We start from the raw sequence: 25501 nt of genomic DNA on the forward strand, positions 1-25501 counted from the left end.
AGGCCGGCCCCCGCCGGCCGGCCTGGACACGCGCCGGTCACCCGCCGGGGGCGCGGACGGGGCACCCGGCGAGCGCGCCCACCACGGGAACCGGCGGAGATCTCCGGGGATTCCGTGGTGGGCGCGGGCGCCGGACCTCCGGCAGGGGGCCGGGATCACCGCCGGGCGCCGGTCCCGCCGGGGGCGGGTGCCTGGTTCCGCAGGAGCACGTTGCCCGCGATCCTCGACTCGCACAGCCTCTCCGCCTCCGGGGTCCCGGCCACGACGGTGAAGCCGGTCGGCGCGAGCCGCAGTTCCATCACCGCCGCCCGCTCGGCGACGGGCAGCCCGGCGTAGCGCGCCAGCAGCTCCTCGTCGTCGAACAGGTCGGCGTCCGACAGGAACACCGGGGAGGCGGGATGGCGGCGGCCCAGATCCAGGATCTTGCCGCCGCCGTCCCAGTTGACGCCGTTCAGCGCGACCCAGCCGATCTCGTCGAGGCCCTCGAACAGCCGGGCAGCGTCGCCGAAGCGGTGGGTGCGCATCACCGGGTGCAGGTAGGCGTCGGCGTCCAGCACGTCCTGGTCGCGCGGGTCGGCACCGGGCGAGGTGCCCGTGCCGTAGCGGCCCGCGGACCGGCCCAGGCCCAGCCGGTGCACCACCGACAAACCCTCTTCGCCGGTGTCGCCGCCCGACAGCAGCCGCACCAGCTCGCGGTCGATCAGCCGCTGGTGCTCGCCGAAGCTGTGAAACAGCCACAGGTACATCAGCCCGCCGGGCGAGAGCCGCTCGGCGAGCCAGGCCAGGCCCGCGCGGGGGTCGTCGAGGCAGTGCAGCACCCCGGTCATCACGATCAGGTCGTAGGGCCCCTCGAAGCCGTCCCCGCCGATGGCGCCGCGCACCAGCTCCACGTTGGTCAGCCCGTTGCGCTCGCGCAGCTCCTCGGCCACGTCGAGCGACGACTGCGAGAGGTCCATGCCGGTGAAGTGGGCCCTGGGGTACTGCGAGGCGAGCCCGAGCAGCTGGTGCCCGGTGCCGCACCCGGCGTCCAGCACCCGCTTGCCCGCCAGGGTCTTGTCCCTGGCGACCATGCCGATGCCGAGCGCCAGGTCCAGGATCAGGTCGTCGCCGACGGTCAGCGACGGGCACGGGTAGCGCTCGTACAGCTCCCTGACCTGCTCGACGGCGCTCATGGCGTGTCGATCTCCTCGTACGGGATCTCCTCGACCCGGCGGGCGAAGACCCAGTGGTGACCCTCCAGGTCCTCGCTGGTGTAGTTGCGGTCGCCGTAGAAGCGGGTGTCCGGCTTGTCGCGGATCACCGCTCCGGCGGCCTTCGCGCGCTCGTAGTGCTCGTCCACGTCATCCACGAAGACGTACAGGCTCTGGCGCAGCTCGCCCTCGCCCTGTGGCTCGTGCTTGCGGCCGTCACCGGTCCCGGCGAGCTGCACGACCCCCTCGCCGAACGACAGCTCGGCGTGGACGACGGACCCGTCGTCGTCGTTCAGCACCTTGCGCTTTTCGAATCCGTACGCCTCGGTGAGCCATTCGATGGCTTTCTCGACGTCGGAGTAGAAGATGACAGGGGTGATTCTCGGCATTCCGTCGGGTGGGGTGAGCAATTTCTTCATCTCCCTCGATCGGTGACCATGGAAACGTACGGGAACGCTACCCCGCATCCCGCCGGCGAGACGTCCCGGCGTTCACGGGATCGGTGTTCTGCTCGGAGATTCCGCTCCCAAACGTCTCAGGTGTTCGGCAGGCGCAGGCCGCCGTCCAGGCGGACGACCGCCGCGTTGAGGTAGCCCAGCTCGCACACGGCGCGCACCGCCCGCGCGAACTCCCCGGGCGTCCCGGGGCGGGGCGGGAAGACGATCTGCCGTACCAGCGGGCGCCGGAACTCCGGGGGGATCGCCGCGAGCAGCGGGGTGTCGAACAGGCCCGGTGACAGCGCGCACACCCGCACGCCGACGGAGGCCAGGTCGCGGGCGGCCGGCAGGGTGAGCGCCGCGACCGCGCCCTTGGAGGCGGCGTAGGCGACCTGGCCCGCCTGGCCGTCCTCGGCGGCGGCCGAGGAGGTGTTGACGACCACGCCCCGCTCGCCGTCCTCCAGCGGCTCGGTCGCGGCCATCGCGGCGGCGGCCAGGCGCATCACGTTGAAGGTGCCGACCACGTTGACCGCGAGCGCCCGCTCGAAGGTCTCCACGTCGTGAGGCCTGCCGTCGAGGCCGACCGTACGGGCGGCGGGCGCGATCCCCGCGCAGCTCACCGCGACGCGCAGCGGCCCCGCGACCCCGGCGGCCACCTCCACGGCGCGCTCGACCGACTCCGCGCGGGTCACGTCGGTCTCCACGAACGTGCCGCCGACCTCGTCGGCCACCGGGCCCCCGGTGGCGGCGTCCAGGTCGGCCACGACCACGTGCGCGCCGGCCTTGGCGAGCTCGCGCGCGGTGGCGGCGCCCAGCCCTCCGCCCGCCCCGGAGACCAGCGCCGTCACACCCTGCAGCTCCATATCCGTTTCGCCGCCTTTTCGCAATAGAGGGAAAATGCTCTCTCTTATCCAGACATATCCTGACGCAAAATTCTGCATTCACGCTGCACCCCACAGACGTGAGGACACCATTCACATGACTATTGCCAACAGCGCGGACAATGTGCACGACCTGATCGCCCGCCGCCGGCGCGAGCGAGATCGCATCCCGCGACATCCCGTGCCGGCTTCGGGGGTGCCGGTCTCCTCCACCCAGGAACGCATCTGGTTCGGCGAGATGTTCAATCCGGGTTTCGGGTTCTACCACGTGCCCGCCACCCTGCGGCTGCGCGGCCCCCTCGACGCCGCGGCCCTCGACCGGGCGCTGTGCGAGGTGATCAGGCGCCACGAGATCCTGCGCTCCACCGTCGAGGAGGTCGACGGCATGCCCGTGCAGCGCGTCGGCGACGCGCCCGCGAGCGTGCTGCGCTCCGTGGACCTGAGCTCCGTGGACCTGGGCTCCGATCCCGAAGCGGGTCTCGATGTCGAGGCCGAGGCCGCGCGGATGGCCGCCGACGACATCCTGGCCCCGTTCGACCTGCGCCACGGGCCGCTCTGGCGGGCCCTGCTGCTCCGGCTGGGACCCGACGACCACGTGCTCGTGCTCACCTTCCACCACATCGTCTTCGACGACCCGTCCTTCGGCATCGTCGGGCGCGAGATCGAGGCCCTGTACGGCGCGGCCGGTGACGGAGGTGACGGAGGTGACGGATCGGCGGGCCTGCCGGAACTGGACCTGCAGTACACCGACTTCTCCGTCTGGCAGCGCGAGCGGCTGCGCACCGAGGACGTGCGCTCGCGCCTGGTCGACTACTGGCGGCGGACCCTGGACGGCGTCCCCCGCCTGCTCGACCTGCCCTCCGACCGGCCCCGGCCGCCGCACCGGCGCCGCGCGGGCCGCTTCCACCGCTCCCGGCTGTCCGGCGACGTGGTCGCCGCCGTGCGCGCGGTGGCGCGGGAGGAGGGCACCACCCCGTTCACCGTGCTGCTGGCCGCCTACGGCGTGCTGCTGTCGCGCTACGCGGGCCAGGCCGACATCGTCACCGCCGTACCCGCCGCCGGGCGCATCCGGCCCGAGCTCGAAGCGCTCGTCGGGTGCTTCATCAACATCATCTGCCTCCGCCTCGACCTGCGCGGGGAGCCCACCTTCCGCGAGCTGCTGCGCCGGGTGCGCCACGCCTCCGTCGAGGGACACGACCACGAGGAGATGCCCTTCGAGGAGCTGGTCCGCGAGCTGCACCCGCAGCGGCCGCAGAGCCACACGCCGCTGTTCCAGGCCGGGCTCGGGGTGCGCGACAACGACGGGGTCTTCCTGAACCTGCCGGGCGTGCGGGCCTCGGAGTTCGTCCCCGACGTCGAGGTCTCGCACTTCGACCTGATGGTGGACTTCAGCGTCGACGGCGACGGCATGGCGGGCCTGTGGGGCTACAACGACGACCTGTTCGACCCCGCGACCGTCGAGGTCCTCGCCGGGCAGTTCGCGCTCCTGGTCGCCAGGGCCTGCGGCGACCCGGACCGGCCGGTCGGCGACCTCTCCCTTCCCCCCGCCCCCCGGCTCGCGGAACCGGGGACCGGCGACACCGAGATCGCGGCCGCCGTCCTCGCCGAGCGGGTGCGGCTCACTCCCGACTCACCCGCCGTCACCGCCCACGGGTTCTCCGCGGGCACGTCCTCGGAGGGTGCCGTCACGCTGACGTACGCCGAGCTCGACGCGCGGGCCGAGACCCTCGCGCCCGCCGTGCGCAGGGGAGCGGAGCCCCCGGCCGCCGACAGCCCCGACCCCGCCGTCTGGCGGTACGCCCACCTCAAGGCGGACGCCCTCGACGGCCGTACGGCGAGCACGGCGAACACGTCCGCCGCGCCGATCGCCGGCCTGGCCTCGCGGATCGGCCTGGGCGCCGCCGACACCGTGCTCACCTTCGCCCCGCCCGTGTCCGGCGCGTTCACCGGCGCCATGCTGCTCGCACTCCTGCACGGCGCGCACCTGGTGACCGCGCCCCCCGAGGCCGCCCGCGACGCCGGGCGGCTGAGGGAACTGGTCGCGGGCGCCACCGTCGTGCACGCCCCGCCCGCCGCGTGGCGGCTGCTGCTGCGGGACGGCCTGCCCGCCGACCGGCCGCTCACCGCGCTCTGCGACGCGGCCGCCACCCCGCCCGGCCTAGCGCGGGAACTCGCCGCCGCCGTCCCCACCTGGACCCTGTACGGGGAGAGCTGGGCCTCGGCGCACCGGGTCGACCCGCTCGCCGAACCCCGCAGGGGCGTCCCCCTCGGCGAACCCCTGCCCGGCACGCCGGTCGAGGTCGTCGACCGGGCCGGGCGCCACGGTGCCACCGGTGCCACCGGCGTGCCCGGCGAGATCCACGTCCACGGCACCGCCACCGGCGACCGCGGCCGTACCCTCCCCGACGGCTCGGTGGAACTGCTCGGCCGCTTCGACCGGATGTTCACCGTCGGCGGGTTCCGGGTGGACACCGACGAGCTGGCCCGCTCCCTGGCCGGACGCCCCGGCGTGGCCGAGGCGGCCGTGGACGTGCGCCACGACCGGCTCGCCGCGTACGTGGTGGGGGAGGGGATCGACCCCGGGGAGCTCACCGCCCACCTGCCCGAGTACCAGGTGCCCGGCTCCGTCACCGTCCTGGACTCCCTGCCCAGGACCGCCGACGGCCGCGTCGCCCACGAGGAGCTGCCCGGTCCCGACGCCCCCGCCGACGAGGGCGGGCACGTGCCGATCCAGGGCGGCACCGAGGAGACCGTCGCCGGGATCTGGCGCGAGCTGCTCGGCGTGGAGGAGATCGGCGCCTCCGACGGCTTCCTCGACCTCGGCGGCCACTCGCTCACCCTGGCCCGGCTGAGCCTGCGCTACGAGGTGGCGTTCGGCGTCGAGGTGGAACTGCCCGACCTGCTGCGCCACGCGACCGTCCGCGAGCAGGCGGCGCTCGTCGACGAGCGACGCGAGCAGGCCGGCCTCACCGGAAACCCCACCGGAAAGGAGGCGGCGTCATGACATCGGTAGCCGCCGGCCCGCCACCGGGCACCATCGAGGGCCCGCCCAGGACGCGGCTGGAGTCACTGACCGGGCTGCGGTGGTTCGCCGCGTTCGGGGTGTTCTTCAGCCACGTCGCGATCCTGCTGCCCCTGCCCTACCTCAACGAGCTGTTCGTCCTCGGCACCGCCGGGGTGACGTTCTTCTTCGTCCTGTCCGGCTACGTCCTCACCTGGACGTTCTTCGACAGGGACACCGCGCCGAAGTTCTACTGGCGCCGCTTCGCCAGGATCTGGCCGTCGCTGCTCATCACCACCGTCGCGGCGGTCGCGCTGCTCGTCGGCGGCCAGCTCTGGCCCACCGAGGGCGGCACGGCGCTGGTGTGGTGGACGGTCGCCACGCTGCTCATGGTGCAGGCGTGGTTCCCGTCGTCGTTCCAGGCCGACACCGTGCCGCACACCGTCTCCTGGTCGCTGTCGTGCGAGGCGTTCTTCTACGCGGTCTTCCCGTTCGTGGTGCGCCCGATCGTGCGGCGCACGCTGCGCCAGATGGTGATGATCGCCGCGGCGCTCATCGCGATCAGCATCGGCACGCGCGTGTGGCTCTGGCTGGCCAACCCGCAGCTCACCGGGGAGAACTGGTTCACCTCCGACCTGTACTACTTCGCCACCCACTCGCCGATCTCCCGGGTCAGCGAGTTCGTGCTGGGCATCGTGATCGCCGCCGCGGTGCGCCGGGGCTGGCGCTGCCCGATGGGACTGCGCGCGGCGACCGCGATCACGGTCGGCTACTTCGCGCTGCTGTGGGCGTGGTCCTGGTCCGGCGTGTGGCAGACCGCGCTGGCCGAGACCGCCAACCGGGGCAGCATCGTGGTGTTCGCGCTGCTCATCGCGGCGGCGGCGACCAACGACCTGGCCGGGCGGCGCAGCCTGCTGAGCTCCCGCCCGCTGGTGGCGCTTGGCCAGTGGTCCTACGCCTTCTACCTGATCCACTTCCTGGTGCTCTTCCCCATCGCCAAGCACGCGTTCGGGCGGCAGTCGCTCTACGACTTCCCGCAGCCCACCTGGGCGCACCTGCCGTACGCGGTGGCGGGCCTGGTCGTCAGCGTGCTGCTGTCGTGGGGGCTGTACCGGCTGTACGAGTACCCGATCGAGAAGAGGCTGCGGGCCCTGCTGCGCCGCGAGCCCAAGGCCGCCACCCCGGCACCGGGCGCGGAACCCTCCATGTGACGGGTGCCGAACTCACGTGGCCGACCCCGGGGCCATGACGGTCCCCGGGGTGGTCGCGGCGGAAGCCACGCCACGCCACGCCGTGACCGCGACTGCGACCGTGACCGCGATTGCGATTGCGATTGCGACCGGTGCCCTTCCGACGCCCCGCCCTCGAGAGTCCGCCGGAGGCTCCGAGGCTCTCGGCGGGGACCCGGGGAGAGAGCCCGGACGCGACACGGGACAGGCCGTCCGCGCAGGGGGAGCCGGGCACCGGTGCGGAGCGGGCGAAGCCCGAGACAGGGCCTGAGGCCAGACCCGAGACCAGACCCGAGGTAGGGCCCGAGACCAGGCCCAAGACACGGCCCGAGGCCAGACCTGAGACCAGACCCGAGACCAGGCCCAAGACACGGCCCGAAACCAGACCCGAGACGGGGACCGAAACCCGGTCCGAGGTCCGGCCCGAGGCGGGGCGCCGCTATGGCGGGGACCACATCGAGTTCCGTGACGGCGTCTTCCACGGCCCGGTCACCGGTAAGAGCGTGCGCGACGACCGTACCGGCCAGGACGGCGATGAACCGGCCTGACCCCGGTGACGTCGATCCACCTGACGACGACGCCGGCACTCCCATCGCGGGGCGCCACTACGCCGGGGACCACGTGGAGTTCCGCGACAGTGTCTTCCACGGCCCTGTCGCCGGCACGGTCGAGTACCACCACCACCAGCATCCGGCCCCTTCCCGGGCTTCGCGGGCGTGGGCGGGCGGCAGCCCGTATCGCGGGCTGGCGCCGTTCGGCGAGGCCGACGCGGAGGTGTTCTACGGTCGCGAGCGGGTCACCGCCGAACTGGCCGGCGCGCTGGCGGACCGGCTGGCCGGGCCGGGCATGCTGGTGGTCACCGGCCCGTCCGGGTCGGGCAAGTCCTCGCTCCTGCGCGCCGGGCTGCTGCCGTACCTGGCCGGAGGGCTGCTGTCCAGGGTGCCGGGTAGCGCACGCTGGCCCCACCTGGTGATGACTCCCACCGCCGACCCGCTGGCCGAGCTGGCGGTGCGTCTGGCCGCGATGTCGGGCGCGGACCCGCTGACGACCCGGGAGCGGCTGGCCGCGCGCCCGGACCAGGCTCCGCCCGTGTTCCGCCAGGCCGTTCTGGCGCGGACCGAACCGCACCCCGCCCCGGGCGGCACCGGGCAGGAGCGGCTGCTGCTGGTCGTCGACCAGTTCGAGGAGATCTTCACCCTGGCGTCGGCCGGCATGGACACGGGCGGCCCCGAGGACGGGCGGGAGGGTGACGGGGATCCCGGCGCGGAGAGGGCCGCCGAGGTGGAGGCCTTCCTCTCCGCGCTGCGAGCCGCGGCCGAGACCCCCACGGGTCCGGCCGGGCAACCGGCCGCGCTCGTCGTCATCGGGGTGCGGGGAGATTTCTGGGACCGTTGCGCGGCTTTTCCGCAGCTGGTCGAGGCGCTGCGAGCCGGGCCGTTCACCCTGGCCCCGATGGGCGAGGCCGAACTGCGCCGGGCGATCACCGGTCCGGCCGGGCGCGTTGGCCTCGGCATCGAGGACGGGCTGAGCGACGTGGTCCTCGGTGACCTGCGCGCCCTCACCGCCTCCGGCCGCCGGGCGGGCGCGGGCGCGGCCTCCGCCGGACCGGGCCCGTGGGCGGGAGTCCTGCCGCTGTTGTCGCAGGCGATGCTGCTGACGTGGGAGCACCGCGAGGAGGACCGGCTGACCAGCCGCGGCTACGGTGCCGCCGGCGGTGTCACGCACGCGGTGCAGGCCAGCGCCGAGGCCGCCTACACCCAGCTCACCGACGCCCAGCGGGCCCTGGCCCGGCAGACCTTCACTTACCTGACCGTCGTCACTTCCGACGGCCAGATCGCGCGGCGCCGGGTGGCCCGCGACGAACTGCGCGCCGGCCGCACGCCCGACGAGGTTCGTGACCTGGACGCCGTGGTGGAGGCCTTCACCGGACAGCGTCTCATGGTCGCCGACGGCGACGGCGTCGAGCCGGCCCACGACATGCTGCTCACGGCCTGGCCGCGCCTGGCCGGCTGGCTCCAGGCCGACCGGGACGACCAGATCCTGTACGGGCAATTGCGCGCGGACGCCACCGACTGGTCGCGTAACGGCCGTGACCCTTCCTTCCTCTACGGGGGCGGCCGCCTGGCCGCCCTGCTCCAGGCCCGCGCCCGCTGGCAGGCCGATCCACAGCGGTACCCGCCGCTGCCCGCCCTGGCCGGCGACTTCCTGAGCGCGTGCGTCCAGGCCGCCGAGCACGCCGCACGGACCGCGGCCAGGCGCCGCCGTCTCGCCCGCTCGGCCGTCGCCGCCCTGGCCGTCCTCGCGGTGATCGCCTCGGCCGCGGCGGTGCTCGCCGTCGACGCCGCCGGCACGGCCAGGAGCCAGCAGGCCAGAGCCGACGACCAGCGTAGACGGGCCCTCTCACTGGCGCTGGCCACGCAAGGTGAGGTGCTCGGCGTCACAGACCCGGTCACGTCGGGGCTGCTGGCCGCCACCGCCTGGAGCTACGATCACACCGCCGAGGCCCGGTACGGCATGCTCACGACCCTGGCCACCTCGGTCCAGGCGGTCCTGAACGGTCACACCGGTCCCGTGGGTGGGGTGGTGTTCGGTCCGGACGGCAGGGTTGTGGCCAGTGCGGGTGACGATGGGACCGTTCGTCTGTGGGACGTGGCCACTCGGCGTCCGATCGGCGACCCGCTCAGGGGCCACACCGGTCCTGTCTCCGCGGTGGTGTTCGGTCCGGACGGCAGGGTTGTGGCCAGCGCGGGTGACGATGGGACCGTTCGTTTGTGGGACGTGGCCACTCGGCGTCCGATCGGCGACCCGCTCAGGGGCCACACCGGTCCCGTCTCCGCGGTGGCGTTCGGCCCGGACGGCAGGACCCTGGCCAGCACCGGCTATGACGGCGCCAGGTTGTGGGAGGTGGCCATGCCGTCGCAGCCGTTCCAGGCCGTCTGCGCCGTCGCCGGCCGTACGCTCACCCGGCAGGAATGGCGACGATACCTTCCACCGGAGGAGCCCTTCCGGGAGATCTGCGCCAGGTGATCGCGTACGTCCGGCGAACGGGTCCGCTCACGGACGGCCCGTCTCCCGGTGTGTCGAACCCCCGGGAGTACGGGTCGCGGCCGGGACGTGCGGCGTCGGCCTACCCGAGTTCGCGCAGGGCCGAGGCGAGGCCCGCGGCGGTGGGGCGTTCCCAGAGCAGCCGGGCCGCCACCGGCCTGCGCAGGCCGCCACGGAGGCGGCCGAGCAGCGTCACCGCGAGCCGGGAGTCGCCCCCCGACTCGAAGAAGGCGTCGTGCGGGCCCATCCGCGGCTCGTCCAGCACCCGCCGGAAGGCCTCCAGCACCTCCAGCTCCAGCCGGTCGCGCGGCTCGTCCGACCGGCTCCCCGCGCGGGCGGCCGAGGCGGCGAGCCGGCGGCGGTCGATCTTGCCCGCGGTGGTGAGCGGTAGCTCGTCCAGCACGTGCACGGTGCCCGGCACCATGTAGCCGGGCAGCCGCCCGGCCGTCCACGCCCTGGCGTCCTTCGCCGTCACGGGGGAGGGGACGGATCCCGAAGCGGAGGCCGGGGGCGAGGTGGACGCGGGGGGCGCCGAGGGGGCGGAGGCGGCCACGTAGGCCACCAGCTGCTCGTCCTCCAGTGCCACCGCCGCGTCGTCCACACCGGGACAGGCCCGCAACGTCTGCTCGATCTCGCCCAGCTCGATCCGGTAGCCGCGATGCTTGACCTGGTGGTCCACCCGGCCGATGAAGTCGAGGCGGCCGTCGGGGCGTTGCCGTACCAGGTCACCGGTCCGGTAGAGCCGTCCGCCCGGGGTCGGGGGTGACGACGGCCCGCCCGGTGAGGAGGGCGAGGATCTGTGCGGTGACGGCGTGTCCGGTGGGGTGGGCGGCGGTCCGGCGAGGGGGACGAACCGCTCGGCGGTCAGCGCGGGCCGCCGGTGGTAGCCGCGGGCCACGCCCGCGCCGCCCACGTGCAGCTCGCCGGGCACCCCCCACGGCGCGACGCGCCCGGCGGCGTCCAGCACCAGCGCGTACGCCCCCGCCATGGGCAGCCCGATCGGCGGTACGCCCTCGCCGGGCGAGCAGTCGGCCAGGGTCGCGATGACGGTCGCCTCGGTCGGCCCGTAGGCGTTGACCATGCGCCGGCCGGTGCCCCACCGTTCGACCAGCTCGGGGGTGCACGCCTCGCCGCCGGTCACCAGCACCCGCAGGCCGGGCAGCGGGTCGTCGCCGGGCAGCGTCGCGATCACCGAGGGGGGCAGCAGCACGGCGTTCACCTCGCGCTCCGACAGACACCTGCTCAGCGCCCGGCCGACGAGGATGTTCCCGGCCTCCGGCACGCACAGGGTGCCGCCGGAGACCAGCGTGGTGAACACCTCCCACACCCAGGCGTCGAAGGTCGGCGGCGCGAACTGGAGCAGCCGCACCCCGGGGCCGATGCCCAGCTCGGGGGCGAGGGCCATGACCAGGTTGCACGCGCCGGAGTGCTCCAGCAGCACCCCCTTGGGCAGGCCGGTCGAGCCCGAGGTGTAGATCATGTACGCGAGGTCGTGGGGCCCGGCGGGGCCGGGCGGGGTCGCGTTCGCGGGGTCGAGCCGGTCGGGCGGGCCGGGGTCGAGCCGGTCGGGGGAAGGGGAGGGGAGGTGCGGGGTGCGCCGGTCGGGGGAGGGGGAGCGGGAAGGGGAGTCGCGGCGGTCGAGGTCGAGACGGCGTCCCCCGCCCTCCGGCAGGCCGGCGAGGATCTCCCCGGTGCTCAGCAGGACGGCCGCCGCCGCGTCGGACAGCAGGTACTCCAGCCTGGGAGCCGGTTGCGACGGGTCGAGCGCCAGGAACGCGCCGCCCGCGTACAGCACCCCGGTCACGACCGTGACCAGGCGGGCCGAGCGCGGCAGGCAGATCGCGGCCACGCTGCCGGGGCCCACCCCCTCGGCGGCCAGCCATCCGGCCAGCTCCCTGGCGCGCTCGTCCAGCTCGCGGTAGGTGAGCCGTTCGTCGTCGCCGTCCACGGCCGTCGCGTCGGGGGTGCGCCCGGCCTGGGCGGCGATCAGGGCGGCCAGGGTGGAGCCCGGGGAGTCCAGGTCCACCGCCGGGGGCGGGCCCGCGATCGGGCCCGAGCGGTCGTCGAGCGGCAGGTCGAGCACCGGCCGCCCGGGGGAGCGGGCCATCTCGCCGAGCAGCCGGGTCAGGCGGGCGGCCATCAGCTCGATCGTGGCGTGGTCGAAGACGTCGGTGGCGTAGGTCAGGGTCGCCCACAGCCGTTCGCCGCCCCCGTCGCCCTCCCCGGTCCCGCCCCCGTCGCCCTCCCCGGTCCCGGTCCCGGTTCCGTCCGTCGCTCCTGTCGCTCCCGTGGTGAGGCGCAGGTCCAGGTCGCAGGCCGTCCGCCGGGCGACCGGCTCCTCCTCGCCGAGTGGTTCCAGGCGCAGCCCCGCCGCCTCGTGCGCGGCGGGGCGGGGGACGACGCCGTACGTCACGTCGAACAGCGCGCCCCGGCTGGGGTCGCGGGGCGGGGCGACGGCGGAGGCCAGGTCCTGCAGCGGCAGCCGGTACCGCCAGGCGTCGCTCGCGACCCGCTCCAGACGGGCGGAGAACGCGGCGAGGTCCGGGTCGCCGGACAGGTCGACGGGCAAGGGGACGATGTCGTCCAGCGGCCCGGCCGTCCCGGCGAGGGCGTTCGGCTCCCCGCCCAGCAGCGCCGAGACGCGGCCGGGGGCGCGCGCGCCGATCGTGAAGCGCTCCTGGCCCGAGCAGCGCGACAGCAGGACGGCGAACGCGGCGAGCACCGCGAGGGAGGGGGCGCCCAGCTCGGGCGGCACGGTCACCTCGAAGCGGTGCGCCCCGCCCGCGCCGGAGCGGCGCCCGGGGCGGGGGCGGTCGGTGGCCGGCTCCAGCGGCGGCACGTCCCGCAGCGCCTCCCGCCAGAACTCCCGCCTGCCGTCGCCCGTCACCCCGGGGCCGGTGCCCGGGGCCGAGGTGAAGGCACCGGGCGACCCGTCCCGGCCGGCGTCGGGGGACGACGACGCCGGGATGCCGGGGGCCGTCGCGTCCAGGTGGGGCAGGTTGTCGGTGGAGGGTACGCGGGGCGTGCCGGGCAGGCGCGGGGAGTCGTCCTCGGCACGGGCCCGGTACAGCTCGGCCAGGTCGGCGGCGAGCACGGCGACCGAGCCCTCGTCCGCGACGCACGGGTGCATGCGCAGCACCAGCACGCGCTCCTGGGGGCCGAGCTCCAGCAGGGAGACGCGTGTCAGCGGCCCCGTCACCGGGTCGAACGGACGGCCCTCCACCTCGGCCAGCGCCGCGCCGAGCTTCTCCGGCTCGACCGGAACCGCCCGGGGCACGGGCGGCGCCCCGGCCGAGACCACCGGGCGGGGGCCGTCGCCCCGGGTGGGCAGGGCCCAGCGCAGCACCTCGTGCCGCGCGGTCAGGTCGCCGAGCGCCGAGCCCAGCGCCTTCTCGTCGAGGGGGCCGGTCAGCCGCAACCGCAGGGAGATCCCGTCCGGTACGGCGTCGCCGCGGATCCGGTGTTCCAGCCAGGCCCGTTCCTGGGCGGGCGAGAAGAGTCTCACGGGTTGCCTCCGGGCAGGTTCAGGCGGAGCCACTCCAGCTCCTGCTCGATCATGCTCTGGAAGTTCGCGGGGGAGATCATCGAGTACGGCATGTGCGCCTCGCCCCAGTAGCTGACCAGCCGCACCTTCTTGCCCTGCCTGGCCAGCGCGGTGTACATCTCCTCCGAGCCGGTGTGGGTCAGGTAGTCACGCTCGCCGTGCAGCATGAGCACCGGAGTCTTGATCTTGCCCGCGTGCAGGAGCGGGCTGTTGCGCACGTACTTCTGCGGGTCCTCCCACGGCGGCTTGCCCAGCCCGAACTCGAACGCCGGGTCCTCGATGTAGGCGGGCGCGAACCACTCCTGGGCGCGCGACGAGTAGCGGAAGCGGGCGTCGAACACGCCGTAGCTGCTGATCACGTCGGAGAAGCCGGAGATCGCGATCGCCGCCTTGAACCGGTCGGTCTGCGTCACGAGGCTGTGCACGTTGTAGGAGCCGAAGGAGTGTCCCAGCACCGCGAGCCGCTTCGGGTCGGCCACGCCCGCGTCGATCGCGGCGTCCACCGCGTTCATGATCGGCTTGGTGGGCCAGGTCATCGGCTCGGCCGCGGCCTTGCCCTCGGGGCGGGGGATGGAGGGGACGAGCACGGCGTAGCCGCGGGCCGCGAGGAACTGCAGGGTCAGGTAGCTCGGGTTGTTCACCTGGAACTCCGGCACGTCCTCCAGCGTGGAGACGATCCGGGTGCCGTACACGTTGACCACGAGCGGGTGGCGCTGGCCCTCGCGGTGGTCCGGCGGCAGCAGCAGCGCGCCGGTCAGCTTCTCCCCGCCCGCGCCCTTGTAGGTGACGAGCTCGCGCTTCGGCGGGGTCACCTGGGCGAGGTGGCCGTTCAGCGACAGCCGCTGGGTGTGGCGCCCGGCGTGGGAGGTCCACAGCGCGGTGCCCCGGTCGCCGCCCGCGCCGAAGACCGCGGTGCGGTTCGCGGGGGAGTACCCGGCGACGCCCGCCTCGGGGTGGGGCAGCGGGAGCGGGGTCAGCACGGGCGAGGCACCGGGCGCCAGCTCGTACAGGCCGCCCTTGAGGTCGCGCGCCAGCACCACCGGGAAGTCGCGGTCGAGCCGGGGGTTGGCCGGTTCGGCCCCGCCCCGGTCGGTGGGCCGCACGCCGTTGCGCCGCACGCCGTCGTCCAGCGGCCAGGCCAGCTCCGCCAGCGGGGCGGCGCCGGTGGCCTTCAGGTCGCGCGCCTGCCCGGTGCGCGGGTCGATCAGCCAGGCGCGCCCGTCGGCCACGCCCAGCACGCCGCCGGGCACCGGCACCAGCTCCAGCGGCGGGACCTCGAACCGTGAGGTGAGGTCGCGCGGCGCGGCGGCCGGGTCGGCGGGGTCGAACGCCCACCAGTCCTGGCGGGCCGCCGGATTCGCGGCATCGGCGACCTTCATCCCGCGTACCAGCGGGGTGCCCGCGCCCCACAGCAGGCCGGTCGCCACCAGCCGGTCGGCGGCGAGCGGCGCGGCCTTCCCTCCGGCGGCGGGGACGAGGTACGCGGTGAACGGGTCGGGCGTCTCGGGGGTCGTCTTGCCGACGACCAGCAGCCGGGAGCCGTCGGCGGCCCAGCGGGGCTGCACGGTGACCGAGGGGCTCGGCACGTCGCTCACCACGCGCGGCCGCCCGCCGGAGGCGGAGGCGATCGCCAGCCGGGTGCGCCGCTCCATGATGCGCTTGAGCTTCCCGGCGACCGCCGGGGTGGGGCCGAGGTCGTCCACGCGGGCGATGTTGCGCCCGGTCGGGTCGGCCACCAGGTTGCCGGCCGTGTAGGTGCGGGCCGGGCCCGCCGAGGTGATCCTCCCGGTGACGGCGTCGACGACGACGATCTCCTCGTCCAGCTCGTCCTGGCCCTGGGTCGCGGAACTGTCGAGCACCGCGGCGGTGGTCTCCTTGCCCTTCTCGACCTTGGCCCACGCCTTCGGGGCGACGCGCTGGGCCTCCAGCCACTGCCCGTACTCCAGCGTCCACCGGCCCGCGTTCACCATCGGGGCGATCACCCGGCGCGCGTCCAGCCACTGGATCAGGTAGCCGGAGGCGTTCGTCATCGTCTGCACCCCGCGCGGGGTCAGCTTGCGGGTCTCGCCCGTCTCGCGGTCCCACACGTGCAGGAACACGTCGTCGCCGCCCCGGGTGGAGGCGAAGGCCAGCATGCGCCCGTCGGGCGACCACACCGGGTTGTAGTGGCCGGTGCCGTCCTTCGCGCCGTGCGTCACGTCGCGGGCCGGGCCCTGGCCGTCCGCTATCCAGATGTCCGCGCGCTCGTTTCCGTCGACAAATGATGCGCCATATCTGCTCGACTCGCTCGGGCCGCGTTTCACGACCGCCGCGACCGATTTACCGTCGGGGGACGGGACGACCTGACCGAGTTTCCTCATGGCCATGAAGTCCTGCATCGCGAACGGCCTCGCGGCCCCTGCGGCTGGTCGTTCCGCCGAGGGGGAGGCGGGCGGTGAGGCGCCTCCCACCAGGGCGGCGGCCGTGAACAGGGACAGGAAGAGCTTGACACGTAACACCATGGGAGGACGATAACCATGTCACCGGAAACGCGAGAAAACGCCCGTACGGCCCTCCGGAGAGCGGCCTATAATCCCGCCCTCGCCCTAAATGGGACAGCAATCAGGATGGCGGCCGGGACGACAATCGGTGCGGTAATGAAGACGGCGATCGCGATGGTGCGAGGTTTGACGAGAACCGTCTCTCCGGCGGCGGGGTCCGTCTCTCCGGTGATCGGGCCCGCCGGTGATCGGGTCATCCCGCCGGCGAGATGACCTCCGCCGGGAGAACTCTTCGAGGAATCCGAGGAATCCAAGGAATGGGAAGTTCCAAATGACTGATGTCGATCTGGCCGACGCCGATCTGCACGTCGGCGACAGACCCCACGAGGTCTTCCGCCACCTGCGAGACAACGACCCGCTCTACTGGAACCCCGACGGCAAGGAGCCCGGCTTCTGGTCGGTCACCCGGTACGAGGACTGCGTGAACGTCCAGAAGGACCCCCAGACCTTCAGTTCCAACCAGACCAACACCCTCGGCCCGCACCGCAACACCGGCGACCAGGGATCCGGCAAGATGATCAACACGACGGACCCGCCCCGCCACACCGAGCTGCGCAAGCTGGTCAACAAGTGCTTCACCCCCCGGGCGATCGCCGCCCTGGAGCCGTACCTGCGCTCGGTCGTGAAGGACGTGTTCGCCGACGCGCTGGAGCGCCGGGAGTGCGACTTCGCCACCGTCGTGGCGGCCCTGCCCGTCGCGGGCATCTCCGCGCTGCTGGACGTGCCGCGCCAGGACTGGGACCTGATGCTCAGGCTCACCTCCACGGCGTTCGGCTCGCACGACAGCGAGTACCAGATGACCTCCGACGTGCGCGCCAACGCCGCCCAGGCGCACGGCCAGCTCCTGCTGTACTGCCAGGGCCTGGTGGAGAAGCGCCGGAAGTCGCCCGGAGACGACATCGTCAGCCTGCTCGCCCGCGCCCAGGACGACGGGGTGCTGAGCGAGGAGGAGTGCCTGCTCTTCTTCGACGTGCTGATGCTCGGCGGCAACGAGACCACCCGGCACGCCGCCGTCGGCGGGCTGCTCGCCTTCATGGAGCACCCCGACCAGTGGGACCGGTTGCGCAAGGAGCCCGAGCTGCTGCCCAACGCGGTGGGCGAGCTGCTGCGCTGGACCTCGCCCAGCCGCCACGTGCTGCGCCGCGCGGCCCGCGAGACCGAGCTGCACGGCAAGACCATCCACCCGGGCCAGGACGTCGTCATCTGGCACACCTCCGCCAACCGCGACGAGCGCGTGTTCGACTCCCCCGACGTGTTCGACGTCGGGCGCCCGCGCAGCTCGCGCAGCGGGCACGTCGCGTTCGGTTCCGGGCCGCACTTCTGCCTGGGGGCCGCCCTCGCGGAGCTGGAGCTCACCGTCTTCCTGGACGAGCTCACGAGCTCGGTGTCGGGGGCGGAGCTGCTCGGGCCGCCCGACTATCTGCGCTCTCCCGTCATCAACGGGGTCAAGCACGTCCAGGTTCGGCTCCATCCCATGGGGTAGAAGCGTCGACCATGAACTCACTCACCTGGGATCAGGTCCACGCGCGGCGGCTGGCCCGCCACCATCTCGTGAAACCCGTCTCCGGCGACCTGCGCAAACCCGTGCGCGACGTGTGCGGGGTGCAGTCGCAGGTCGCCGCCGCGGCCGAGCTGGCCATCGGGTCACGGGTGAAGGGCGCCACGCAGGAGCAGGTCCGCGCCGAGCTGTACGACAAGAAGCGCCTCGTCAAGACGTACAGCCTGCGCGGCACCCTGCACGTGCACGCCGCCGACGAGCTGGCCCTGTGGATGGCGGCGATGCGCTGGAAGCCCTACTGGCGCGCCAAGGGCAGCTGGCACGCCCACCACGGGCTCACCGCCAAGCAGGGCGAGGCGTTCGTCGACGCGGTCCGCGAGGCCCTGGACGGCGAGTGCCTCACCCGCGAGGAGCTGGCCAGTGAGGTCTCCGGGCACGTCGGCGCGTGGGCCAAGGACAAGCTCGCCTCCAACTGGGGCGAGCTGCTGCGTCCCGTCGCCTATCTCGGGGTGCTCTGCTTCGGGCCGGTACGGGGCGCCAAGGTCACCTACGTCAGGCCCGACCGGTGGGCGGGGCTGAAGACCGAGGTCAAGGACCAGCCCGACCCCGAGGAGTCGGCGATGGAGATCGTGCGCCGCTACCTGCGCGCGTACGGCCCCGCCACCCACCAGGACCTGGCCCGCTGGTTCGCGCTCAGGCCGCCCGAGGCGCGCGAGACGCTGGAGTCGCTCGGCGACGAGGTGACCCAGGTCGAGGTCGAGGGCCGCAAGGCGTACGTCCTCGCCGCCGACGAGGGCCGCTGGCCGTCCGACCCGAGCTGCGTGCGGCTGCTGCCGCAGTACGAGGCCTACGTCCTGGGCAGCGGTCCCAAGGAGGTCGTCGTGCCCAAGGACACCGCCGCGCGCGTCTTCGAGCACGGCCGGGGCAGGTACGAGGGCGCGGTCGCCCACCAGATCATGCTGGTCGACGGGGTCGTCTCCGGCATGTGGGAGCGCAAGGAGAAGGGCGGCAAGGTCGAGATCAAGCTGGAGTCCTTCGTGAAGCTCGACTCCGGCCAGACCAGGGAGCTGGAGAAGGAGGTCGAGCGCGTCGGCCGCTTCTACGGCGCCGAGGCCACCCTGTCCACCGGCAAACTTACCGGCAAGAAGCGCTGAGCCCCCGCGCACCCGTCGTCGAGCGGTGGGCACGTCCAGGGGGTTCCTTCGACGTCCAGGGGAGTTCCTTCGGGGGAAGGACCCCCGGACCTCACCGCTCCGGGCCAGGTATCACCGGCGGGACCTCACCACCCCCTCGGCCGAGTCCCGCCGTCTCTCACCGGCAGGTGCCGAGGTCCTCCCGGATCGCGCGCAGCACCGTCCGGCGCTGGGTGTGGATGAAGAAGTGCCCGCCGGGCAGCAGGCGCAGCCGGAACGCCGACCCCGTCTGCGCGCTCCACGCGCCCAGCCCGGCCGCCGTCGTGGTCGGGTCCCCGTTCCCGCCGAACACCGAGATCGGGCAGGCCAGCGGGGGCTCGTCCCGGTGGACGTACGACTCCGCCGCGTTCAGGTCGGCCCGCAGCACCGGCATGATGAGGCTCATCAGCTCCTCGTTGCCGATCACCTCCGGCGGGATGCCGTCCAGCCGGTGCAGCACCCGCATCAGGTCCTCGTCGCCGAGCTGCCCGAGGCGCGGCATGCCGTCGCGGACCTGAGGGGCGTTCCAGCCCGACACGAACAGCCGCCCCGGGCCCGGCAGCCCGCGCGAGCGCAGCCGCCGCGTCACCGTGAACGACACCAGCGCGCCCATGCTGTGCCCGAACAGCGCGAACGGCAGCGGGTCCAGGCGCGACAGCCCGTCGACCACCGGATCGACGATCATCGACAACTTGTGCGGCGGCCTCTCCGAGATGCGGGTCTCCCGGCCCGGCGAGCGCACCGCCCACAGCTCCACGTCGCCGGGGAGCAGGTCGGCCCAGCCGCGGAACGTCGTCGCGCCGCCTCCCGCGTTGGGTACGCAGACCAGCCGCGCGCGGGGCCGTTCCGGCCGGTGCAGCGGCACCAGCCAGCTCGCGGGGGTCACGGAGGGGGTGGTGGAGGGGGAAGTGGCAACAGTCATAGCGGGACCGCCAGGGCTCGTGCGGAGTCCCGGGCCCGCTCGCAGGCGGCGACCAGGTCCGCCAGGGACTCGGGAGGGAACATGTGCGCCGCGTCGCCCGGCCGGTACATCCTCTCGGGCCTGCGGCACGACTCGATGAGCAGCCCGTCCGCGCCGTACGCCGCGGCCGCCAGCGAGGCGGGGGCGACCAGCGAGGCCGAGCGGGTGCTGTGGCTGGGGTCGAAGACCACCGGCAGGCCGGTACGGGCCCGCAGCGCGGCGATCGCCCCGAACCCGGGCTGCGGCGGCGTCCCCGAGGCGCCCGCGCAGAGCACCACGGCGGTGTTGCCCCGGGTGAGGACGAACTCCGCCGCCCGCAGCCAGTCGTCCAGGCTCGCCCGGGGCCCCCGCATCAGCAGCACCGGCCTGGGCTGCGCGCCGAGCTCGGCCAGGAGCGGGCGGTTGTCCAGCTGCCGCCCGTCCACCTGCAGGCAGTCGGCCACCTCGGCGAACGCCTCCACCTCGCGCGGGTCGCACACCTCGGTGATCACCGGGATGGCGGCCGCCCGCCTGACCTCCGCGAGCGCCTCCAGGCCCCGCGCGCCCTTGCCGGGGAAGTGGTAGGGGCTGCTGCGCGTCTTGGACAGCCCGGCCCGCAGGGCGTGCGCCCCCTGCGCCCTGACCGCGAGGGCCGTCTCGACCGCGTCCCCGGCCGACTCCAGCGCGCACGGCCCCGCCGCCCACCACAGCCGGGGTCCCCCGACGATCCCGTCGCCGATCGCCACCTCGCGGGGCGCCACGCCGCTCTCCCGCCGTACCAGCCAGTGGCCGTCGGGGGTCGGGCGCAGGGCGAGCACGGCGGGCGAGGAGGGTACGCGGGCGAGGGACTCGTCGCCGCTCACCACGACGAACACCCTCCCGGCCAGCTCGACCGGCCAGGCGGTGACGTCCTCGTGCTCCCCGGCCAGCGTCGCCACCTCCGCGGCGGCCTCGGGGGAGGTGCCGGGCCGAAGCTCGATCAGCACGCCGGGACCGCCGGGACCGCCGGGACCCCCGTGCCGATCTCCTCCCGCCAGGCCGCGATGCTCGCGCCCAGCGCGGCGACGTCCGGGCCGTGCCGCAGCACCCCGGTGGTGACCGGCAGGACGGCCCGCCCGGGGGCCTTGGCGGCGACGGCGACGAGGTCGCCGGTGTCGCGCCCGGCGCGGCCGAGGCCGGGGAGCTCCACGACGGCCGACGGCATGCGGGCCACCAGGTCGAGGGCCTCCTCACGGCCGGCCCCGACGACGGCCGCGGCCGCCACGCCGTGCTCGTCGTTCCACTCCCGCACCTCGTCGGCGGTGCGCTGCGCGACGGTGCGCGAGCCGGTCACCGCGCCCTGCACCCCGCCGGCCGCGTGGTTGGAGGTGCGTACGAGCACCATGACGAGCGTCCCGCTGTCACGGGCCCGGCGCAGCAGCGGGTCGAGGGCGGCGAAACCCATGAACGGGTTCGCCGTCACCGCGTCCCCGCCCAGCACGCTGCCGGGGCCCAGGTAGAGGTCGGCGTAGGAGTCCATCGTGTCGTCGGCGTCGCACACCTTCGCGTCCAGCACGGCGAGCGAGCCCCGCTCGTGCACGCCGTCGACGACCTCGCGCAGCAGGGCGGTGCCCGCGGCGCCGAAGCGGGTGAAGAACGGCACCTGGATCCGGTAGACGGACACCCGCTCGCCCGCGGCCTCCAGCACCGCCGCGCACATCCGCCGGGCCCCGTCCACGTCGTCGTCCATCTCCCACGCCCGCAGCCACTTGGGGGAGGGGGCGATCCCCAGGCAGAGGGCGGTTCGGGTCCGGAGCAGGTCGGTCCACATCGGTAGGGCAGCCATGGACCCATTGCACACGCCCGCGCCGGGGGCCGCCGCCGGGCCCGCTCGCGGGCGGGCTCCGTCGGTTAAAATCTCCGCCCCGCCATTTATTGATCTACATCGTAAAGGCGTCCGGCCCGGTGAGGAATGATTCATTCCTCACCGGGCCGGACGGGAGCGCTCACGGACCGCAGCGCGCGCCCTTCCTGGGCGGGGTCAGGTCGACGAGATAGCGGGTGACGGTGTCGTCGACGCAGGAGGAGAGGCCGGTGGCGTAGACGGTGTGCCCGTCGGCGTCGTAGGTCAGCAGCACGGCCGAGGGCATGTTCCCGGCGACCTCCCTGGCCCAGCGGTACGGCGTGCGCGCGTCCCGGGTGTGGCTGATCAGCACGATGGGCCCGGCGCCCCTGGCGCGGGCGGGCGTGGGGGCGACCGCGGGTGAGGGCAGGAAGGCGCAGGTCAGGTTGGTGCCCTCGGAGAGGCGGTCGACACGGCGGATCTGCCCGGCGAGCCGTTCGTAGTCACGCAGGTTCCTGGAGTGGGGCCGGTCGAGGCAGTTGACCACGCTCGTCACCTCGTCGACGGGCAGCGACACCGAGGGAGCGGCGAGCTGGACCCGCAGGTCCGCGAGCGGGGTTCCGTCACCGTCGGCCGCCGCCCCCAGCGCGGTGGACAGCGCCCGCCAGGAGGAGGGGTCGATGAGGGTGCCGCCGATCACCGCCCGGACGGTGTCGGCGTCGAGGTCGTACCTGCCCCCGCGCAGGGGCTTGGTCCTCGCCCGCGCGATCACCTTGTCGATGGCGGTGAGGACGCCCTTCGCGCTGGTGGCGGGGCAGGCCATCCGGGGGTCGCGGGCGCACGCGCGGGCGAAGGAGCGCAGCGCCGCGGCGTGGGCGCTCGCGCCGTGGAGGGAGTCGGTGGCCCAGTCCAGGTGCGCGGTGTCGATGCCGTCGAGCACCATGGCGCGGACGCGGTGCGGGAAGCGGTCGGCGTAGCGCTGGCCGATGTTCGTGCCGTACGAGTAACCGAGGAAGTTGATCTTGTCCTGGCGCAGCGCGGCGCGCAGCAGTTCCAGGTCGGTGACGACGTTGGCGGTGCCGACGTGGGGCAGCACGTCCTTGCCGGTGCCCCGGGCGCAGGCCTGGACGATGAGCCGGTAGTACGGCGCGACCTCGCCGACCAGCGGCAGGTCGGCGCGGGGCTTCCCGATGGGTTTGTCGCCCGCCCGCAGGCCGCAGTCGATGGCGGGCTTGCTGCCGCCCACCCCGCGGGGGTCGAAGCCGACGACGTCGAAGCGCTCGCGGATCTGCGCGGGCCAGCCCTCGTGGAAGGTGCGGACCATCCAGGTGCCGGACTGGCCGGGTCCTCCGGCCGCGGCGACGAGCGTCCCGATCCGCTGGTCGGGCTTGCTCGCCGGGGCCTTGATGAGGGGGAGGGTGAAGGTCCTGCCGTTGTCGGGGTGGGCGTAGTCGACGGGCACCGTGAGGGTCGCGCACCTGAACAGGCCGCAGCGCCGCCACTTGGGCGCCTTCTTGATGAAACGTTCCAAACGGGCGTCGGCCGCCGGGCCGGGGGGCGCGGCGAGGGCCTTGACGCCGGACGTGACGCCGGACGTGGGGCCGGACGTGGGGCCGGACGTGACGCCGGACGTGGGGCCGGACGTGACGCCGGACGTGACGCCGGACGTGGGGCCGGACGTGGCGTCGGAGGTGAGGCCGGGGGCCGCGGCGAGGGCCCGGGTGCCGGAGGTGTTCGTCGCGCCGTTCCGCGCGCCGGCCGAGGCGGGGCCGGCCCCGAGGCTCACCAGGGCCGCCACGGTGGCCAGTGTCACCGCGGCCCCTGCCCACCGACGCCGGGCACCGCCTGTCCTCACCGTTCTCATCGGCCTGTCGCCGTTCATGTTCTCTCCTTTGGGTCGGTCCTGATCGGTCCGCCCCACCTGCGGGTGGAGTAGGGGATCACCGGATGGCAGGAAAGAACTTCGGGTAAGAAAATGAAGATCCTTCCGCTTCTATCTACCTTTGTAGGCATTTCAAGTTGCAGGCCGCTTTCGTAGCGCTTGACGGGTGACCTTCGACGGAAGCGGACACGACCGTGCCGCCCGTGATGAGCCGCCGGGGGTCGGGGCGTGGGAGCGCCTCGCGGTACCCGGGCCCGTGGCCGCCGGACGGCGCTTTTCCCATCGCCCGACGGGCGGTACACCCGAATTGAAAAATAATTTCAATATATAAGCGGATATTGATGATTGGAGGTCACCGTCTTCGATGAAACCGGATGTCCTCCCTGGTGGGAGGCCGGTTGGTCTCGGTGAGATTTGCGCGTATGTCGTATAACGAGTGCGGCGTCATCAATCGATATGGTCGGAAGGAGTGGTACGTCACTGAAAATGCGCCTCGACGGGGCGGTATTCGAAGGTAAAAGAAAAGGGAAAATCATGATGGAGACCGTTCGATCCCGTGCGGTGCCGCGAAACACCGCCCGTCACCGGCTGGCGGGTGCCCTCGTGGCCGTGGTCGCGCTGGGGGGGCGTGGCCGTGACCCCGGCGACCGCGACCGCGGTGACCCCGGCGGCTCCGGCGATCCAGGCGGCCGCGAGCGTGGCGACGCCGGTGCCGCTCGGTACGGCCGCGAGCTTCGCGGTCCTGGGCCGGGACGCCCTCACGAACACCGGGACCACCGTCATCACCGGGGACATCGGGGTGTCGCCGGGTTCGGCGCTGACCGGTTTCCCGCCCGGCACCGTGACCGGGACCGTCCACCAGGACGACGCCGTCGCCCAGCAGGCCCAGACGGATCTGACCGTCGCCTACAACAACGCCGCGGGCCAGGCGGCCGACGCCACCCTCCCGACGGAGCTCGGCGGGACCACCCTGACACCCGGCGTCTACGACTCCTCCACCGGAACCTTCCAGATCACCGGCAACCTCACCCTCGACGGGCAGGGAGACCCGAACGCCGTCTTCATCCTCAGGACGGTCACCACCCTGATCACCGCGGGCGCCAGCACGGTGACCCTCATCGGTGGCGCGCAGGCGGCCAACGTCTTCTGGCAGGTCGGCAGCGCGGTCACGCTGGGAGCCGGTTCCACCCTCGTGGGGAGCGTCCTCGCGCTGGACGCGATCACCGCGACCACCGGCGCGACCGTGGTCGGACGCCTGCTGAGCCGCGGCGGCGCGACCACCCTGGACACGAACACCATCACGCGGCCCCTCTTCCTGTCCTGCGGAGTGCCGACGACCATCACGCTGAGCTCCACGTGCCCGCTGGGAGACGGCGGCCCGATCACCCTCACCGCGACGGTGACGTCCTCGGACGGGACCGTCCCCACGGGGCAGGTGGCCTTCGCCACCGACGGGGTGGCGCCGGTCACGGTCCCGCTCGGCCCGGGCGGCGTCGCCACTCTGACCACCTCGGACCTCCCCGCGGGAGTGAATCGCGTCGTCGCCACCTACACGGGAACGGCCCAGTACGATCCCAGCACCTCGCCGGTGCTGATCCAGCGCGTCGACCTCGGATGCCCCTGCACGGGGCCCCTGCCGGTGAGAGGCGGCGTGCGAGCGGGCGCCGGCCGCGACGACGGCGCCGGTCCCGCGGCCGGCCGGGAGACCCGCGGCGGCGACGGCACCGGTTCCACGGCCGGCTCCGAGACCCGGACCCGGGTCACGGCCGCCTGCGGCCGTCGCTCCTAGCGGTCGCGCGGGGAGCGGGACGCTGCCTTACCGCGGACCGGCGGGGGAGCCCCGGTCAGGTGCGGGGTTCCCTGGGGCCGCGGTAGGGCAGCGTCCGGCTGTAGACGAGGTTGGTGGTGGTGTTGCCCAGCTGGGCCAGCTCGTTGACGATCTCTTCGAGGTGGCCCATGGAGGTCGCCGCCACCTTCAACATGTAGCAGTCGTCGCCGGTGGTCCGCAGGCACTCCAGGATCTCCGGGCGCTCGTCGAGCAGCCGGTGCAGCGGCTGGTGCCGGCTGCCCGGATACTTCAGGCGGACGACGGCCAGCACGGGGAAACCGGCTTTCTCCAGGTCGACGTCCGCGTGGTATCCGGTGATGACGCCCGCCGCCTCCAGCCGCCTGATCCTCTCGGTGGTGGCGGAGGCGCTGAGGTTCACCCGCCGTCCCAGCTCGGTGATCGGGATGCGGCCGTCACGCTGGACCTCGACCAGGATCGACCAGTCGGTCGCGTCGAGATTCTCGGTCACCGGGCAAAGATACCGGCATATCA

At 73.7% G+C, this 25501-nt stretch carries 16 protein-coding genes; 6 read left to right on the forward strand and 10 right to left on the reverse strand.

Translation table 11 applies throughout. From position 1 onward, the window contains the following. Nucleotides 1-155: 155 nt before the first annotated feature. The 3 genes from ACFYWM_RS30220 to ACFYWM_RS30230 all read right to left on the reverse strand — a co-directional run bounded on the left by ACFYWM_RS30220 (nucleotide 156) and on the right by ACFYWM_RS30230 (nucleotide 2490). Nucleotides 156-1172, reverse strand: coding sequence for a class I SAM-dependent methyltransferase (locus tag ACFYWM_RS30220; protein WP_389920354.1), 1017 nt, complete (start codon nucleotides 1170-1172; stop codon nucleotides 156-158). After that, the gene (locus ACFYWM_RS30225; RefSeq protein ID WP_389920356.1) at nucleotides 1169-1579 is read right to left on the reverse strand and encodes a VOC family protein; all 411 of its coding nucleotides are present in this window, start codon (nucleotides 1577-1579) and stop codon (nucleotides 1169-1171) included. Before ACFYWM_RS30225 ends, ACFYWM_RS30220 begins: the two co-directional genes overlap by 4 nt. Nucleotides 1580-1725: 146 nt before the next feature. Next, entirely contained in the window at nucleotides 1726-2490 is a 765-nt protein-coding gene (locus ACFYWM_RS30230; protein ID WP_389920359.1) for an SDR family NAD(P)-dependent oxidoreductase, read from the reverse strand. Nucleotides 2491-2605: 115 nt separating this feature from the next. Between ACFYWM_RS30230 and ACFYWM_RS30235 the strand changes: the two genes are divergently transcribed. From ACFYWM_RS30235 to ACFYWM_RS30245, 3 genes are all read left to right on the forward strand, one after another. Beyond that, a complete protein-coding gene (locus ACFYWM_RS30235; protein ID WP_389920361.1) occupies nucleotides 2606-5512 on the forward strand; it encodes a condensation domain-containing protein in 2907 nt (968 codons plus the stop codon). Beyond that, a complete protein-coding gene (locus ACFYWM_RS30240; protein WP_389920364.1) occupies nucleotides 5509-6720 on the forward strand; it encodes an acyltransferase family protein in 1212 nt (403 codons plus the stop codon). The genes ACFYWM_RS30235 and ACFYWM_RS30240 overlap by 4 nt, the downstream gene beginning before the upstream one ends. A gap of 552 nt (nucleotides 6721-7272) precedes the next feature. After that, entirely contained in the window at nucleotides 7273-9765 is a 2493-nt protein-coding gene (locus tag ACFYWM_RS30245) for an NACHT and WD repeat domain-containing protein (protein ID WP_389920367.1), read from the forward strand. 100 nt (nucleotides 9766-9865) lie between these two features. Here the strand turns inward: ACFYWM_RS30245 and ACFYWM_RS30250 are convergent, their stop codons facing one another. Together ACFYWM_RS30250 and ACFYWM_RS30255 are read right to left on the reverse strand one after the other, a co-directional pair. After that, a complete protein-coding gene (locus ACFYWM_RS30250; protein ID WP_389920370.1) occupies nucleotides 9866-13288 on the reverse strand; it encodes an amino acid adenylation domain-containing protein in 3423 nt (1140 codons plus the stop codon). After that, on the reverse strand, nucleotides 13285-15828 hold the full coding sequence (locus ACFYWM_RS30255; RefSeq protein ID WP_389920372.1) for a S9 family peptidase: 2544 nt from the start codon (nucleotides 15826-15828) through the stop codon (nucleotides 13285-13287). The genes ACFYWM_RS30250 and ACFYWM_RS30255 overlap by 4 nt, the downstream gene beginning before the upstream one ends. A gap of 310 nt (nucleotides 15829-16138) precedes the next feature. On the opposite strand from ACFYWM_RS30255, the gene ACFYWM_RS30260 reads away from it, so the two are divergent. Both ACFYWM_RS30260 and ACFYWM_RS30265 read left to right on the forward strand, forming a co-directional pair. Further along, a complete protein-coding gene (locus tag ACFYWM_RS30260) occupies nucleotides 16139-17350 on the forward strand; it encodes a cytochrome P450 (protein ID WP_389920375.1) in 1212 nt (403 codons plus the stop codon). Nucleotides 17351-17361: 11 nt separating this feature from the next. Further along, nucleotides 17362-18519, forward strand: coding sequence for a winged helix DNA-binding domain-containing protein (locus ACFYWM_RS30265; RefSeq protein WP_389920378.1), 1158 nt, complete (start codon nucleotides 17362-17364; stop codon nucleotides 18517-18519). Between the two features lie 157 nt (nucleotides 18520-18676). Here the strand turns inward: ACFYWM_RS30265 and ACFYWM_RS30270 are convergent, their stop codons facing one another. The 4 genes from ACFYWM_RS30270 to ACFYWM_RS30285 all read right to left on the reverse strand — a co-directional run bounded on the left by ACFYWM_RS30270 (nucleotide 18677) and on the right by ACFYWM_RS30285 (nucleotide 23112). Then, nucleotides 18677-19459, reverse strand: a complete 783-nt coding sequence (locus tag ACFYWM_RS30270; RefSeq protein ID WP_389920380.1) for a thioesterase II family protein — start codon at nucleotides 19457-19459, stop codon at nucleotides 18677-18679. Beyond that, the gene (locus ACFYWM_RS30275) at nucleotides 19456-20463 is read right to left on the reverse strand and encodes a 3-deoxy-7-phosphoheptulonate synthase (RefSeq protein WP_389920382.1); all 1008 of its coding nucleotides are present in this window, start codon (nucleotides 20461-20463) and stop codon (nucleotides 19456-19458) included. Before ACFYWM_RS30275 ends, ACFYWM_RS30270 begins: the two co-directional genes overlap by 4 nt. Next, a complete protein-coding gene (pyrF, locus tag ACFYWM_RS30280) occupies nucleotides 20457-21302 on the reverse strand; it encodes an orotidine-5'-phosphate decarboxylase (protein WP_389920384.1) in 846 nt (281 codons plus the stop codon). Before pyrF ends, ACFYWM_RS30275 begins: the two co-directional genes overlap by 7 nt. 160 nt (nucleotides 21303-21462) lie before the next feature. Then, on the reverse strand, nucleotides 21463-23112 hold the full coding sequence (locus tag ACFYWM_RS30285; RefSeq protein ID WP_389920387.1) for an alpha/beta hydrolase: 1650 nt from the start codon (nucleotides 23110-23112) through the stop codon (nucleotides 21463-21465). Nucleotides 23113-23737: 625 nt separating this feature from the next. On the opposite strand from ACFYWM_RS30285, the gene ACFYWM_RS30290 reads away from it, so the two are divergent. Beyond that, entirely contained in the window at nucleotides 23738-24970 is a 1233-nt protein-coding gene (locus ACFYWM_RS30290; protein WP_389920390.1) for an ice-binding family protein, read from the forward strand. 55 nt (nucleotides 24971-25025) lie between these two features. Here the strand turns inward: ACFYWM_RS30290 and ACFYWM_RS30295 are convergent, their stop codons facing one another. Continuing rightward, nucleotides 25026-25478 (reverse strand): Lrp/AsnC family transcriptional regulator, encoded by a 453-nt coding sequence (locus ACFYWM_RS30295; RefSeq protein ID WP_389920392.1) that lies wholly within the window; start codon nucleotides 25476-25478, stop codon nucleotides 25026-25028. Nucleotides 25479-25501: the final 23 nt, after the last annotated feature.

It is taken from the genome of Streptosporangium sp. NPDC002721, assembly GCF_042888905.1.
Lineage (GTDB): Bacteria > Actinomycetota > Actinomycetes > Streptosporangiales > Streptosporangiaceae > Streptosporangium.

Coding starts and splice junctions, on each gene's coding strand:
- ACFYWM_RS30265 (WP_389920378.1), top strand. CDS start 17,362: ATGAACTCACTCACCTGGGATCAGGTCCACGCGCGGCGGCTGGCCCGC.
- ACFYWM_RS30255 (WP_389920372.1), bottom strand. CDS start 15,828: ATGGTGTTACGTGTCAAGCTCTTCCTGTCCCTGTTCACGGCCGCCGCC.
- ACFYWM_RS30245 (WP_389920367.1), top strand. CDS start 7,273: ATGAACCGGCCTGACCCCGGTGACGTCGATCCACCTGACGACGACGCC.
- ACFYWM_RS30230 (WP_389920359.1), bottom strand. CDS start 2,490: ATGGAGCTGCAGGGTGTGACGGCGCTGGTCTCCGGGGCGGGCGGAGGG.
- pyrF (WP_389920384.1), bottom strand. CDS start 21,302: ATGGCTGCCCTACCGATGTGGACCGACCTGCTCCGGACCCGAACCGCC.
- ACFYWM_RS30270 (WP_389920380.1), bottom strand. CDS start 19,459: ATGACTGTTGCCACTTCCCCCTCCACCACCCCCTCCGTGACCCCCGCG.
- ACFYWM_RS30220 (WP_389920354.1), bottom strand. CDS start 1,172: ATGAGCGCCGTCGAGCAGGTCAGGGAGCTGTACGAGCGCTACCCGTGC.
- ACFYWM_RS30260 (WP_389920375.1), top strand. CDS start 16,139: ATGACTGATGTCGATCTGGCCGACGCCGATCTGCACGTCGGCGACAGA.
- ACFYWM_RS30235 (WP_389920361.1), top strand. CDS start 2,606: ATGACTATTGCCAACAGCGCGGACAATGTGCACGACCTGATCGCCCGC.
- ACFYWM_RS30240 (WP_389920364.1), top strand. CDS start 5,509: ATGACATCGGTAGCCGCCGGCCCGCCACCGGGCACCATCGAGGGCCCG.
- ACFYWM_RS30225 (WP_389920356.1), bottom strand. CDS start 1,579: ATGCCGAGAATCACCCCTGTCATCTTCTACTCCGACGTCGAGAAAGCC.